The following is a 13940-nucleotide window of genomic DNA, read 5'->3' as shown; positions in this document are numbered from 1 at the left end:
GAGCGCGAGATCAACCGCCACTCCGCGCGCAAATCGGCGCTGACCGAGGCGCACAGCCGCGTCGCCGCCGATCGCGCCGAGGCCGAAGCCGCGCATGAGAGCGCGGCTGCCGCGCTCGCCGAGCTGCCGCCGGGTGTCGAGACCGAGGCCCAGCTCGCCGCGGTTCGCTCCGAGATCGACAACCAGCGCCGTGCCGCGGCGCAGGTCCGCGCCGAGGCGCAGGCGCTCGCCCGCGAAGCCGAGCTCGCCGACCGCCGCGTGCAGGCGATCCTCGCCGAACGCAACGAATGGCAGAACCGCAAGACCAGCGCCGCCTCGCAGGTGGGCACCATCGAGGCGCGCATCGCCGAGGTGTCGATCGAGCGCGAAGAGTTGGCCAATGCGCCGGAAGTGTTCGCCGAAAAGCGCAGCGCGCTGATCACGGAGATCGAGCACGCCGAAGGCGATCGCCGAATCGCCGCCGACGCACTCGCGACCGCCGAAGCCGCGATGGCGGAAACCGACCGCGTCGCCAAGGCCACGCTCGAAGCGCTGTCGTCGTCCCGCGAAGCCACCGCGCGCGCCGAGGAGCGCATGGAAGGCACCCGCCGCCGCCTCGCCGATATCGAGCGCGAGATTCACGACATGCTCGAGGTCGAGCCGAGCGCCGTCGTCGGCATGGCCGAGATCGAACCGGGCCAGGAGCTGCCGCCCGTCGCGCAGGTGGAGGAAGAACTCGAAAAGCTGCGCCGCGACCGCGAGCGCCTGGGCGCCGTCAATCTGCGCGCCGAGGAAGAGCTCAAGGAAGTCGAGACCCAGCACACCGCGCTGACCACCGAACGCGACGACCTCGTCGAGGCGATCAAGCGGCTGCGCCAGGGCATCCAGAGCCTCAACCGCGAAGCACGCGAGCGCCTGCTGACCTCGTTCGAGACCGTCAACAACCACTTCAAGCGGCTGTTCACCGAGCTGTTCGGCGGTGGCGAAGCGGCGCTGCATCTGATCGAGAGCGACGATCCGCTCGAAGCCGGTCTCGAGATCATCGCCAAGCCGCCGGGCAAGAAGCCGCAGACGCTGTCGCTGCTTTCGGGCGGCGAGCAGGCGCTGACTGCGCTCTCGCTGATCTTCGCGGTGTTCCTCACCAACCCGTCGCCGATCTGCGTGCTGGACGAAGTCGACGCGCCGCTCGACGACCACAACGTCGAACGGTTCTGCAGCCTCCTGCACGAAATGACCGGTTCGACCGACACGCGCTTCATCATCATCACGCACAATCCGATCACGATGGCGCGGATGAACCGGCTGTTCGGCGTCACCATGGCCGAGCGCGGCGTGTCGCAGCTGGTGTCGGTCGACCTGCAGGGCGCGGTCGACATCCTCGACCAGAACGTGGCGTAGCACGACGCTCGCGGCCAAACGTCGTCATTGCGAGGAGCTCGGCGACAAAATTGCGAAGCAATTTTGCGCGGAAGCGACGAAGCAATCCATGCTTCAGCAAGCGGCGCGATGGATTGCTTCCGCCTTCGCCGAAAGGCTTCGGCGGACAAGTCGCTTCGCTCGCAATGACGTGGGGATGGTACGGCGCATGACCTCACCCGACCTGCCTGCTGAACTCAAAGCCGCCCTCAACGCCCGGCTCGAAGGCCTGTCGCGCAGCGACGCCGCCGGCCGTGCAGCCATCATCTCGCAGACCTATCGCGAAGGCGGCGGCTCCTCGACTATCAAGACCGAGACTGATGCGCTGGCCTACGCCGTGGCGCGGATGCCGGCGACCTATGCCGCCGTGGTGGCGAGCCTCAATGCACTCTCCGAAATCAGGCCGGACTTCGCGCCCACGAGCCTGCTCGACGTCGGCGCCGGGCCGGGGACGGCAAGCTGGGCGGCCGCGGAAGCCTTCCCGTCGTTGCAGGCGTTCACGCTGCTCGATGCCAATGAGGCGCTGCGCACGCTGGCGCTCGACCTCACGCGCCGGAGTGACCGCCTGCGCCGCATCACCTACGAGCTCGGCCGGGCCCGCACCTATGCGGCGCATGCCGAGGCCGCTGACCTCGTGATCGCGAGCTACGTTATCAACGAGCTCAATGATGCCGAGCGCGACGCGCTCACCGATGTCATGTGGGAGAAAACCAGGAATACCCTGCTGGTCGTCGAGCCCGGCACCCCCGCAGGCTATGCGCGGATCATCGCACTCCGCGCACGATTGATCGCAGCCGGCGCGCATGTCACTGCGCCCTGCCCGCATGACCGCGCCTGCCCGCTGGTCGCGCCCGACTGGTGCCATTTCTCGCAGCGCCTGCAACGCTCGCGCGCGCACAAGCAGGTCAAGGGCGCCGACGCCCCGTTCGAGGATGAACGCTTTGCCTATGTCGCGCTGAGCCGGGCGCGCGCTGAGAACAGGCCGTCGCGCGTGCTGGCGCAGCCGGATGTCGGCAAGGTCGAGATCGCGGCCAAGCTGTGCACGCCCGAAGGCGTCGTCGTCGCCAGAGTCCCCCGCCGCGCCAAAGCCGACTACGCGCGCGCCCGGCGCTGGCGCTGGGGTGATGCGGTCATCGACAACCCGCGTCGTCCCGGCGAAAGCCGGGACCCATAACCACCACCGCGTGTTGCGAGCGAACGCCGACCCTTGTGCCGCTTCCGCGGGCCGCGGCTATGGGTCCCGGCTTTCGCCGGGACGACGTAGAACCAGCGGGCGACGCCATTGAACTAATTGGACGCCATCCCCGACCAAGACATTGCCCACCTTTTCGCGGCGGGCTGCCCTGTGCCCCGATCTTGGGCTACGGTGCCGCCGTCTCGTCCATCAGGAGTTGCCCTGTCATGTCGACCAGCTGGATCGTTATCGGCGTCATCGTCCTTCTCGTGCTGTTTGCATTCGGCGCCTATAACCGCCTGGTCGCGCTGGGCCAGCGGGTCAGCCAGGCCTTTGCCGACATCGACGTGCAGCTCAAGCAGCGCCACGATTTGATCCCGAACCTGGTTGAAACCGTGAAGGGCTATGCCGCCCATGAACGCGGCACGCTCGACGACGTCATCAAGGCGCGCAATTCGGCGATCTCGGCGCAGGGTCCGGCCCAGGTCTCGGCGGCGGAGAACCAGCTCTCCGGCGCGCTCGGCCGGCTGATCGCGCTGTCGGAGGCCTATCCGGATCTCAAGGCCAACGCCAATTTCCAGCAGCTCGCATCGGAGCTTTCCGATCTCGAGAACAAGATCGCCGCCAGCCGCCGCTTCTTCAACAACGCGGTTCAGGAATACAACACCGGCATCCAGCAGATGCCGGCCGCACTGTTCGCCGGAATGTTCGGTTTCACCCGCAAGGATTTCTTCGACCTCGGCGCCAGCCGCACCGAAGTCGAGGTGGCACCGAGCGTGAAGTTCTGAGGCGCAACGCACGCCGGCGAGAGGCTGCTCCGTCATGGCCGCCTATGGTCTCTACACGCATATCGCATCGAACAAGTTTCGTTCGATGCTGCTGCTCGCCGGCCTGTTCCTGCTGATCTACGTGCTGGTCTATGCCGGCGCGCTGGTCGCGGAGGTGATGATCGATAGCGGCCGCACCGTCGACTATTACCTGACGCGGGCCTCGCACGATCTGGCGTCGGCGCTGCCATGGGCGACGATCGCGGCGGTGGCCTGGATCGTGATCGCCTATTTCTTCCACCAGAAGATGATCGACGCCGTCACCGGCGGCGAGAGCGTGACGCGGCAGCAGCAGCAGCGGCTCTACAATCTGCTGGAAAATCTCTGCATCTCGCGCGGCATCCCGATGCCGAAGCTGAAGGTGATGGACAGCCCGGCGCTGAATGCGTTCGCGACCGGCCTCAACCCGCGCCAATACGCCATCACGGTCACCACAGGTCTGTTGAAGGCGCTGAACGACCAGGAGATCGAGGCTGTGCTCGGCCACGAGCTCACCCATATCAAGAACGGCGACGTGCAGCTGATGGTGATCGCGGTGATCATCGCCGGCGTGGTCGGCTTCTTCGGCGAGCTGTTCTTCCGCCTGTTCACAAACCTGTCGTGGAACTCGAGCGGCGGCGGAGGCGGTTGGTCGTCGTCGTCGTCATCCTCCTCGTCGTCGAGATCTTCCTCGGATCGCGACAGCAAAGGCTCGGGCGGCGGCGCGATCATCGTCATCATCATCGCGGTCGCATTGATCATGCTGGCCTGGCTGCTGTCGCAGGTGGTCAAGCTCGCGCTGTCGCGGTCGCGCGAATTTCTCGCCGATGCCGGATCGGTCGAGCTGACCAAGAACCCCGATGCGATGATCTCGGCGCTGCGCAAGATCGAGAACCGCGGCGAGCTGCCGGACGCCACCTCGGCGGTGATGGAACTCTGCGTCGACAATCCCCGCGAAGGCTTTGCCGACCTGTTCGCCACCCACCCGTCGGTGAAGTCCCGGGTCGACGCGCTGGTGAAATATGCCGGCGGCCACGATCCCGGACCGCTCGCTCTGCCGGATGAGACCTCGGACCAGACCGCGACGCAGGACCAACCGACCGCGGCCGGCGAACAGCCTCCACCGGTGACCCACGGCCCTTGGGGCGATAAGCCGCCTGCACAGCCGAACAATCCGCCGCCGCTGCCGGGCACCAGCCCCGCACAGGGACCTTTGGGACCACTGGGTCCTCTCCAAGGTCCTCTGCAAGGCCCTTGGGGCCGGCACCGCTGATCGCGCCGGCGCTTTGATTTGGGCATGATTTTCCCGGAAAACCGCTGCGCCATTTTCCGGATCATGCCCTAGCCTACTCAGTCCATTAAGGAATTCCCCACCAAACCGATTGCGGGCGCCTTAAGGAATTGAATTCTCCCTCGTTTCTGCCATGTTCGCGCCCAAAGCAGTGTGGGGACTTGCCGACCGCCATCGCGGTCGGGAGCGCGCTTTAAGGGACTTCCATGGCAAAGCCGGTTGTGATCGTGGTGGGCGCCGACAAGGGCGGGGTCGGCAAGACCACCGTCTCGCGGACGCTCCTGGACTATTTCAGTGCCAACAATGTGCAGACCCGGGCGTTCGACACCGAGTCGCCGCGCGGCACGCTGAAGCGCTTCCATCCCGACATCACCGAGATCGTCGACATGACGACGACCGCGGACCAGATGAAGATCTTCGATACGCTGAACTCGGGCCCCGCGGTCACCGTGATCGACGTCCGCGCCGGCCTCTTGTCGCCCGCGCTGGCCTCGCTGCGCGACATCGGCTTCCTCGACGCGGCGCGTTCCGGCCAGATCACCTTCGCCGTGTTCCATATCCTCGGCCCCTCGATCGCCTCGCTGGACGAGATCGCCGAGACCGCCGGCTTCATGGGCGGCGCGAAATATTTCCTGGTGAAGAACTTCATCAACGACACCCAGTTCTTCCAGTGGGACCAGGCGACCTACAATTCCTACTTCCACCGCATCAAGGACGCGACCGACCTCACGATCCCCAAGCTCAACGAAATGGCCTATGAGCAGGTGGAGGTGTCTTCGGTTCCGTTCCTCAAATTCGTCGCCAACAAGGGCATCAACGACGACGCCGCGAATTATTCGTTCGTGCTGCGCGGCTATGTCCGGCACTGGCTCGCCAATGTCTGGAGCGAGTTCGACCGGATCAAGCTGACCGACCTGGTCGGCGCCAAGTCGGCCAAGGGCGAAAAATAGTCGAGGCCAAGGCGACGAGAAAGTCGCGCCTCGGGGCAACGAAAAAAGTCGCACGCGGGGCGGCGATGGGGCTGGATTAGGCGAAAATTTGGCCTGATATAGCGGGCGATGTCATCCACGCCCGTCTACATCATCTGCTCGCCCCGCCCGCAGGTCGGCAAGACGCTGATCGCACGGCTGCTCGGCGAATTCCTGCTGCTCAAGAACGGCGACGTGGTCTGCTACGACATCAACCTGAAAGAGCCGTCGCTGCTCGACTACCTGCCGCGGATCACGGAAACCGCCGACGTGATCGACACCTACGGCAAGATGCAGCTGATGGACCGCGTCATCGTCAATGACGGCATCGCCAAGGTGATCGACCTCGGCTACCACGCCTTCGACGAATTCTTCAAAATGTGCGACGAGATCGGGCTGATGAAGGAGGCGCTGCGCCGCCGCGTCTCGCCCGTGATCCTGTATGTCGCCGATACCGACCGCGCCTCGGTGCGCGGCTACCAGACGCTGCAAGGCCTGATCCCGCCGAATGCGCTCATCGTCATCGACAATGAATTCGTGGTACGCGGCGAGCTGCCGCCGGTCATGACCGCGAGCAGGGTGCTGCGCTTCCGCGCGCTGCCGGTGTTCCTGAAGACCTATATCGACCGGCTGACCTTCTCCTTCACCGGCTATCTGCGCCAGGAGAAGGATTCATCCACCGAGCTGCATCAGTGGATCCGGCGGAATTACACCACGTTCCGCGATCTCGAGCTCAGCATGCTGCTGCAGCGGGGATGACCGTCGTCCCGGCGAAGCGAAGCGCAAGCCGGGACCCATAACCACTGCTGTATATTTGACGAAGGCTGGGGCCGCAGCATTTTCCCACAACCAGCATTCGTGGTTATGGGTCCCGGCTTTCGCAAGGGACGACGCGCGCTAATGCCCCTCGAACGCCATCAGCGTGCGCACCGGGACATCCATCGCGCGCAGCTTCGCCGCGCCGCCGAGGTCGGGCAAATCGATGATGAAGCAGGCCGCGACCACATTGGCGCCGATCTGGCGCAAGAGCTTCACCGCGCCCTCCGCGGTGCCGCCGGTCGCGATCAGATCGTCGACCAGGATCACGCGCTCGCCAGGCTGCACGGCGTCGGCATGCATCTCCATCTCGTCGATGCCGTATTCCAGCGAATAGGCGATCCGCACCGTGGTGTGCGGCAGCTTGCCCTTCTTGCGGATCGGCACGAAGCCGGCGGAGAGCTGATGCGCCACCGCGCCGCCGAGGATGAAGCCGCGCGCCTCGATGCCCGCGACCTTGTCGACCTTCGCTCCGGCCCAGGGATGCACCAGCTCATCGACCGCCCGGCGGAAGGCACGGGCATCCGCCAGCAAGGTCGTGATGTCGCGAAACAGGATGCCCTTCTTCGGGTAGTCCGGGATGGTGCGAACGGTCGCCTTGATGTCGTGGTCGAAGGTCATTGCTGTCTCGCTTTCTTCGCGTCGTCATTGCGAGGAGCGCAAGCGACGAAGCAATCCATCTCTCCCCGGATTGAGGCATGGATTGCTTCGCTGCGCTCGCAATGACGGTCCAAATCAATTCACTCCCGGATTAAGCCGGAATGCATTCTCGACAATGCGCAGGCCGACCTCGTTGCCGAGCGACATCAGCGATTCCGGATGGAATTGCACGCCGCCGACCGGCAGGGTCTTGTGCTCGATCACCATCGCGACGCCGTCTTCGGTGGTCGCGGTCACCGCCAGCACCTCGGGCACGCTGTCGCGCTCGACATAGAGCGAGTGATAGCGGCCGATCACGATCTCATTCGGCAGGTTGTGCATCAGCCTGCCGCCGCGCACCTGGACGCGCGAGGGGCGGCCATGCGCGGGCTGGCCGAGCTGGCCAAGCTGGCCGCCGAAATATTCGCCGATCGCCTGCACGCCGAGGCAGACGCCGAAGATCGGCAGCTTCTTCTCGAGCGCGGTGTCGATGGTCTTCGCGATACCGAAATCCTCCGGGCGACCCGGTCCGGGCGACAGCACCAAGAGGTCCCAGCCCTTCTTCTTGAGCATGTCCTGGGCATGGACGTGCCGGACGACGGTGACGTTGGCGCCGACCTGGCGGAAGTAATCCGCCAGCATGTGCACGAAGCTGTCGTCGTGATCGATCAAGAGCACGTTCTTGCCCGAACCGGTGGCATCAGGCGCGAAATCCGACAGCGGCTTCGGCGGATCGCCGCGCAGCGCCTGGAACAACGCCGCTGCCTTGACCTGGCACTCGCGGTCCTCGGCAGCGGGATCGGAGTCGAACAGACAGGTCGCGCCGACACGCACCTCGGCGAGACCGTCCTTCATGCGGATGGTGCGGATGGTGAGCCCGGTGTTGATGCTGCCGTCGAAATTGACGCAGCCGATCGCGCCGGCATACCAGCGCCGCGGCGACCGCTCATGGTCCTCGACGAACTGCATCGCCCACAGTTTCGGCGCGCCGGTCACCGTCACGGCCCAGGCGTGGGTGAGGAAGGCGTCGAGCGAATCGAAGCCCGGCCGCAGCATGCCCTCGACATGGTCGACGGTGTGGAACAGCTTTGAGTAGGTCTCGATCTGCCGTCGCGCCAGCACCTTGATGGTACCGGGCACGCAGACCCGCGCCTTGTCGTTGCGGTCGACGTCGGTGCACATGTTGAGCTCGAACTCGTCCTTCTCCGAGTTCAGGAGCTTGCGGATCTGCTCGGCATCGCCGATCGAATCCGAGCCGCGCGCGATGGTGCCGGAGATCGGGCAGGTCTCGACCCGGCGCCCATCGGAGCGCACGAACATCTCGGGCGAGGCCGAGACCAGGAATTCGCCGTCGCCGAGATTCATCAGCGCGCCATAGGGCGACGGATTGATGCGGCAGAGCCGCTGGAACACTTCCGCCGGCGAGCGCTCGCAGGGCTCGGCGAACAGCTGCCCCGGCACCGCCTCGAACAGATCGCCGCGGGCGAACGCCGCGCGCGCCACTTCGACGGTCGCCTGGTATTCGCCCGGCGCGTGATCGGCAAAGCCCTGCCGGTCGGTCTTGGCATAGAGGCTCGGCGCGGTCTCGTGCGCCTGGCCGGCAGTCGACTTGCCCTTCCACGCAAACTCGTAATTCAGCGCCACGCCGCGGCCGGTGGCGCGGTCATAGGCCAGCAGCCGGTCCGGCACGTAGAGCACGATGTCGCGCTGGTCAGCTTCGCGGGCGCGCTTCTGCACCAGGTCCTCGATCTGGAACACGAGGTCGTAGGCGAAGGCGCCGAACAGGCCGAGCAGCGGATCGGCATTGGAGGTGAACGCCGCCACCATATCGCGCACCAGCGACATCACGCTGGCGCGCCGGGTGCGCTGGTCTTCCTCGACCGGCGCTTCGCCGCGGATGATATGGCCGGCGAGCCGCGTCGCGCTGCGCTCCGAGATCACGACGCAGGGCTCGCGCAGCACGTCGCCGAGGAAGGCGATCAGCACCTCGCCGCGCGGGTTCAGCGCCTGCAACGAGAAGTCGGTGCCCGAGGTCTCCAGCACCAGCGGCGGATCGGCGAAGCCGAGGTCGAAGCTCTCATAGCGGCCCGGCACCGTCGTGCCCGAGGACAGCACCACGCCGCGGCGGCGGTCGAGCAGCGCGATCAGATCGTCGAGCCGGTTGGCGCCGCCGGTGAACTGCTCGACCACCCGCGCGACCGCGAGGCCGCCATTGGTGAGGTATTCGCTTCGAGCCGGCAGGGAGAAGACTGTCCTGTTCATGTGATCCTCTTACGAGACTTGCCGAGAGAGCGCCACACAGGACAAACGAAGGGGACCGTCGCACTGCGATGGCGACCTTCGACGTCTTTGAGAAAATGAAAACGCACCGGCCACCTATGAGAAGGTGGGCCACCAACGACGGGATGGACTGGCGACGGTGCTCATGGGCGCTACACACCACCCGGCGCGGGCCGTGTCAAGGGATGGCCCGACACCCCTGCCCCAATCCTGGACGCCCCTCCGGGCGACATTTTCGGGGTTTGAAGGGAGGGGATTCCGCGTAGGATTTGTGGAAATGGCGGCCGGCCAGCCGCCCAAAAAACAGACAGATGGCGGAGGCGCAGATGGCGATTTTGGGTCTCGGATATGCCGGCTTCGGCTCCGACGCACTCGACGACTGGCGGCAATTCGGCACCGACCTCGTCGGGCTGCAGGCGATCGAGCGCGGCAACTCGCTGCTCGCGTTCCGGATGGACGACCGCAAGCAACGCATCGTGATCGACCGCGCGCAGGGCGAAGGCACAAGGTTCTTCGGCTGGGAGGTGGCGAACGCCACAGCGCTCGACGCAGTGGCGGCGCGGCTCGAGCGCGCCGGCGTTGCCGTGACGTCGGAGCCGCAAACCCTCGCCGACGCGCGGCGAGTGCGCGGGCTGATCTCGTTCCGGGATCCCGCCGGCAACCGTCTCGAGGCGTTTCATGGCGCCGAGATCGACGACACGCCGTTCAAGCCCGGCCGCTCGATTTCCGGCTTCCGCACCGGCGCACTCGGGCTCGGCCATGCGGTGCTGACGGTCGAGAACATTGCGCCGGTGATGAGCTTCTATGTCGACGTGCTCGGCTTCGGCCTCAGCGACTACATCGAGAAACCGTTCCGCGCGTATTTCTTCCACGTCAATGCGCGCCACCATTCGCTGGCGCTGATCGAGACCGGCAGCAACGGCATGCATCATCTGATGGTCGAGCTGTTTTCGCTCGACGATGTCGGTCAGGCCTATGACGTCGCGCAGCAGGAAGACCGGGTCAACGTCACGCTCGGTCGCCACACCAACGATCTGATGACGTCGTTCTACGCCAGGTCGCCGTCGGCCTTCATGGTGGAGTGCGGCTGGGGCGGCCGCGAGATCGATCCTGCGAACTGGACGCCGTTCGAGGTGCATGACGGCCCGAGCCTGTGGGGCCATGAGCGGGTCTGGCTGTCGGCTGAGGACCGCGCCGTCGCGCGCGAGATGCGGATGCGCGCCGCCTCGGAAGGCAAGCGCGCCCCGGTGCAGGTGATGGCAGGCAATTTCAGGCTGATGTCGGGGACCTGCCCGTGGTGGGACGGGGTGCGCGACAGGAATTGAAACCGTAGACCGGATGAAGCGCAGCGTAATCCGGGGCACTTTCACCGCGGAGAAACTTACCCCGGATTACGCTTCGCTCCATCCGGGCTACGCACTGCCCGTGGTGGGATAGGGTGAAGGCGGAGAGCTAGAACTCGCCGTCGTCCCTGCGAAAGCAGGGACCCATACGCCGCGGCCTTGGCAAAGGACACACTGGCAGTCATCTCGCCAGACAACCGCATCCTGTGGTTATGCAATTGCGCACTAGGCAGGGACGACACAGCGTGTGCGGACGCGCCTTTACCCCAGATGCTTCCTGAAGAACTCGGTCGCCCGATCCCAGGCCAGTTCCGCGCACTGGCGGTCGTGCACCGACAGGCGCTGCTCGTTGCCGAAGCCATGGTCGGCGTCATAGCGGTACAGCTCCAGCGATTTGCCGGCGGCCTTCATCGCCTTCTCGAAGCCATCGACCAGCGCCGGCGTGCACCAGTCGTCCTTGGTGGCAAAATGGCCCTGCAGCGGAATTCTCACATCCGCCGGTTTGGCCGCCTGCTCCGGCGGGATGCCGTAGAACACCACACCGGCCGTCAGCTCGGGGATCTTGGTGGCGCCGATGATGGTCACCGCGCCGCCGAGGCAGAAGCCGGTCAGGCCGACCTTGGCGCCGTTCTTGGCGAGATATTGCGCGGCACCGCGCACCGTCTGCGTGGTGGCATCCATGAAGTCGAGCGAGTTCATCTCTTTGCCGGCCGCATCGGTGTCGTGATACGGCACCACCTTGCCCTTGTAGAGATCTGGCGCCAGCGCATCGAAACCAGCCCGCGCGAAGCGATCGCACATGCCCTTGATCTGGTCCTGAAGGCCCCACCATTCCTGGATCACGACCACGCCGGGCGCATTGCCGCGGGCGGCGTTGGCGAGATAGCCCGACGCTTCCTTGCCGTCCGGACGCTTGAAGCTGATGCTGGTACCCATGAGTTCCTCCGCAATGTTTGCCGGCTGATTGGCCGGCATCTTGTCCGTACTCGGTGGCGGACGCAAATCCATTCGCCGTCATTGCGAGCGCAGCGAAGCAATCCAGATCCCCGCAAGCGGATAGGTGGATTGCTTCGCTGCGCTCGCAATGACGTGAGCCCAACAAAAAAGCCCCCGAAGGGGCTTTTTCAAAGTCTCGCCTGAGATCAGTGGGCGTCGGCCCAGACCTTGCGCTTGGTGAAGTACATCAAGAACGCGAAGATGATCAGGAACACAAACACCTGCATGCCGATCCGCTTGCGCGCTTCCATGTGCGGCTCGGCGGCCCACATCAGGAAGGTGGTGACGTCATGCGCGTACTGCTTGACCGTCGCGGGCGAGCCGTCGTCGAAGGTCACCTGACCGTCGGACAGCGGCTTCGGCATCTTGATGGCGTGGCCGGGGAAGTACTTGTTGTAGTACGAGCCTTCCGGGATCGTGACGCCGGCCGGAACCTTGTCCTCGAAGCCCTGCAGGATGGCGTCGACGTAGTCGGGGCCCTGCTCCTGGTACTGGCTGAAGAAGTCGATCACGAATTGCGGGAAGCCACGCTTGTAGGACCGCGCCTTGGTGATCAGCGAGAGGTCCGGCGGCGCCGCGCCGCCATTGGCCGCGCGCGCGGCCTGCTCGTTCGGGAACGGCGACGGGAAGTAATCCGCCGGGCGGCCCGGACGTTCGAACATCTCACCCTGGTCGTTGGGGCCGTCCTTGATCTTGTACTCGGACGCGAACGCGGCCGCCTGTGCCTCGGAATAGCCGGGGCCGCCGGCATCGGCGAGGTTGCGGAACGCGACGTAGGACAGGCCGTGGCAGGCCGAGCAGACTTCCTTGTAGACCTTCAGACCACGCTGCAGCGAGCCGCGGTCATACTTGCCGAACGGACCGGAGAACGACCAGCTCTGGGCCGGCGGCGTCGTGCCCCCCTCCTCGGCCTTGGCGTTCTGGGTGCTGCCGGCGAACAGGCCGCCAGCCAGCACCAGCGCGAGCACCACGGAGGCTGCGGTCGCGGCCCTGCCCTTGTTCTTCGCCAGCACGTCGTCGGCGATCGAGTTCGGCACCGGGCGCGGCGTCTCGATGCGGGCGAGCAGCGGCAGCACGATCAGGAAGTAGGCGAAGTAACAGACCGTCAGGATGCGGCCGGCGATCACATAGATGCCTTCCGGCGGCTGCGAGCCGAGGTAGCCGAGCCCGATGCAGACCACCACGAAGATCCAGAAGAACTGCTTGGCCAGCGGACGATACTTCGACGAACGGGTCCGTGCGCTGTCGAGCCAGGGCAGGAAGCACAGGATGATGATCGCCGAGAACATCGCCACAACGCCGGCGAGCTTGTTCGGGATCGAACGCAGGATCGCGTAGAACGGCAGGTAATACCATTCAGGCACGATGTGCGCCGGGGTCACGCCGGGGTTCGCCGGGATGTAGTTGTCGGCGTCGCCGAGGTAGTTCGGCATGTAGAAGATGAACCAGGCGAAGAAGATCAGGAAGCACGCCACACCGAACGCGTCCTTGATGGTCGCATAGGGCGTGAACGGAACGGTGTCCTTCTCGGTCTTGGCCTCGACGCCGGCCGGATTGTTTTGGCCCGCGACGTGCAGCGCCCAGATGTGCAGCACGACCACGCCGGCGATCACGAACGGCAGCAGGTAGTGCAGCGAGAAGAAGCGGTTCAGCGTCGGGTTGCCGACCGAATAGCCGCCCCACAGCAGGGTCACGATGCTCTCGCCGAAATACGGCACGGCCGAGAACAGATTGGTGATGACGGTGGCGCCCCAGAAGCTCATCTGGCCCCACGGCAGCACGTAACCCATGAAGCCGGTCGCCATCATCAGGAGGTAGATGATGACGCCGAGGATCCACAGCACCTCGCGCGGCTCCTTGTACGACCCGTAATAGAGACCGCGGAACATGTGGATGTAGACCGCGAAGAAGAACATCGACGCGCCGGCGGCGTGCATATTGCGCAGCAGCCAGCCGTAATTGACGTCGCGGACGATCAGCTCGACCGACTTGAAGGCGAGGTCGGCGTGCGGCGTGTAGTGCATCGCCAGGATCACGCCGGTCAGGATCTGCAGCGCCAGCATCATCGAAAGGATGGCGCCGAAGGTCCACCAGTAGTTCAGGTTGCGCGGCGTCGGATAGGCCACGAAGGAGGAGTGGATCAGGCCGAAGATCGGAAGGCGCCGTTCGATCCACTTCAAGGCGGGGTTGCTCGGTTGGAAATCAGATGGTCCGCTCATTGATGCGATCCTG

11 protein-coding genes are annotated in these 13940 nt (G+C 65.3%); 7 read left to right on the top strand and 4 right to left on the bottom strand.

Translation table 11 applies throughout. From position 1 onward, the window contains the following. The 6 genes from AC628_RS37190 to AC628_RS37165 all read left to right on the top strand — a co-directional run. Positions 1 to 1377 (top strand): chromosome segregation SMC family protein (locus AC628_RS37190; RefSeq protein WP_502689819.1); only part of this gene is annotated, 1377 nt, incomplete at its 5' end. A gap of 187 nt (positions 1378 to 1564) precedes the next feature. Then, positions 1565 to 2569 (top strand): small ribosomal subunit Rsm22 family protein, encoded by a 1005-nt coding sequence (locus AC628_RS37185; RefSeq protein WP_074131626.1) that lies wholly within the window; start codon positions 1565 to 1567, stop codon positions 2567 to 2569. Positions 2570 to 2796: 227 nt separating this feature from the next. Further along, complete coding sequence (locus AC628_RS37180) at positions 2797 to 3357, top strand: LemA family protein (protein ID WP_074131625.1); 561 nt, start codon at positions 2797 to 2799, stop codon at positions 3355 to 3357. Between the two features lie 34 nt (positions 3358 to 3391). Continuing rightward, on the top strand, positions 3392 to 4648 hold the full coding sequence (locus tag AC628_RS37175) for a M48 family metallopeptidase (RefSeq protein WP_074131624.1): 1257 nt from the start codon (positions 3392 to 3394) through the stop codon (positions 4646 to 4648). Positions 4649 to 4872: 224 nt separating this feature from the next. After that, positions 4873 to 5616 (top strand): P-loop NTPase family protein, encoded by a 744-nt coding sequence (locus AC628_RS37170; RefSeq protein WP_074131623.1) that lies wholly within the window; start codon positions 4873 to 4875, stop codon positions 5614 to 5616. 108 nt (positions 5617 to 5724) lie between these two features. Continuing rightward, complete coding sequence (locus tag AC628_RS37165; RefSeq protein ID WP_074131622.1) at positions 5725 to 6393, top strand: P-loop NTPase family protein; 669 nt, start codon at positions 5725 to 5727, stop codon at positions 6391 to 6393. Between the two features lie 138 nt (positions 6394 to 6531). Here AC628_RS37165 and AC628_RS37160 read toward each other — a convergent pair whose 3' ends face one another. Then, positions 6532 to 7071 carry an adenine phosphoribosyltransferase gene (locus tag AC628_RS37160; protein ID WP_074131621.1) on the bottom strand — a complete coding sequence of 180 codons (540 nt, stop codon included), beginning with the start codon at positions 7069 to 7071 and terminating at the stop codon, positions 6532 to 6534. Between the two features lie 114 nt (positions 7072 to 7185). Further along, a complete protein-coding gene (locus tag AC628_RS37155; protein WP_074131620.1) occupies positions 7186 to 9351 on the bottom strand; it encodes an anthranilate synthase component I in 2166 nt (721 codons plus the stop codon). Positions 9352 to 9695: 344 nt separating this feature from the next. Between AC628_RS37155 and AC628_RS37150 the strand changes: the two genes are divergently transcribed. Continuing rightward, a complete protein-coding gene (locus AC628_RS37150; RefSeq protein WP_074131630.1) occupies positions 9696 to 10694 on the top strand; it encodes a VOC family protein in 999 nt (332 codons plus the stop codon). Positions 10695 to 10973: 279 nt separating this feature from the next. On the opposite strand, the gene AC628_RS37145 is transcribed toward AC628_RS37150, so the two are convergent. Then, positions 10974 to 11648: a dienelactone hydrolase family protein gene (locus tag AC628_RS37145; RefSeq protein ID WP_074131629.1), complete on the bottom strand. Its 675-nt coding sequence runs from the start codon at positions 11646 to 11648 to the stop codon at positions 10974 to 10976. 206 nt (positions 11649 to 11854) lie between these two features. Beyond that, positions 11855 to 13927, bottom strand: a complete 2073-nt coding sequence (locus tag AC628_RS37140) for a cytochrome c1 (protein WP_074131619.1) — start codon at positions 13925 to 13927, stop codon at positions 11855 to 11857. Positions 13928 to 13940: the final 13 nt, after the last annotated feature.

This window comes from Bradyrhizobium sp. NAS96.2 (assembly GCF_001908235.1).
Classification (GTDB): Bacteria; Pseudomonadota; Alphaproteobacteria; order Rhizobiales; family Xanthobacteraceae; genus Bradyrhizobium.
The sequence above is the reverse complement of the archived record's forward strand: the minus strand, read 5'-3'. Positions and strand labels throughout refer to the sequence as shown.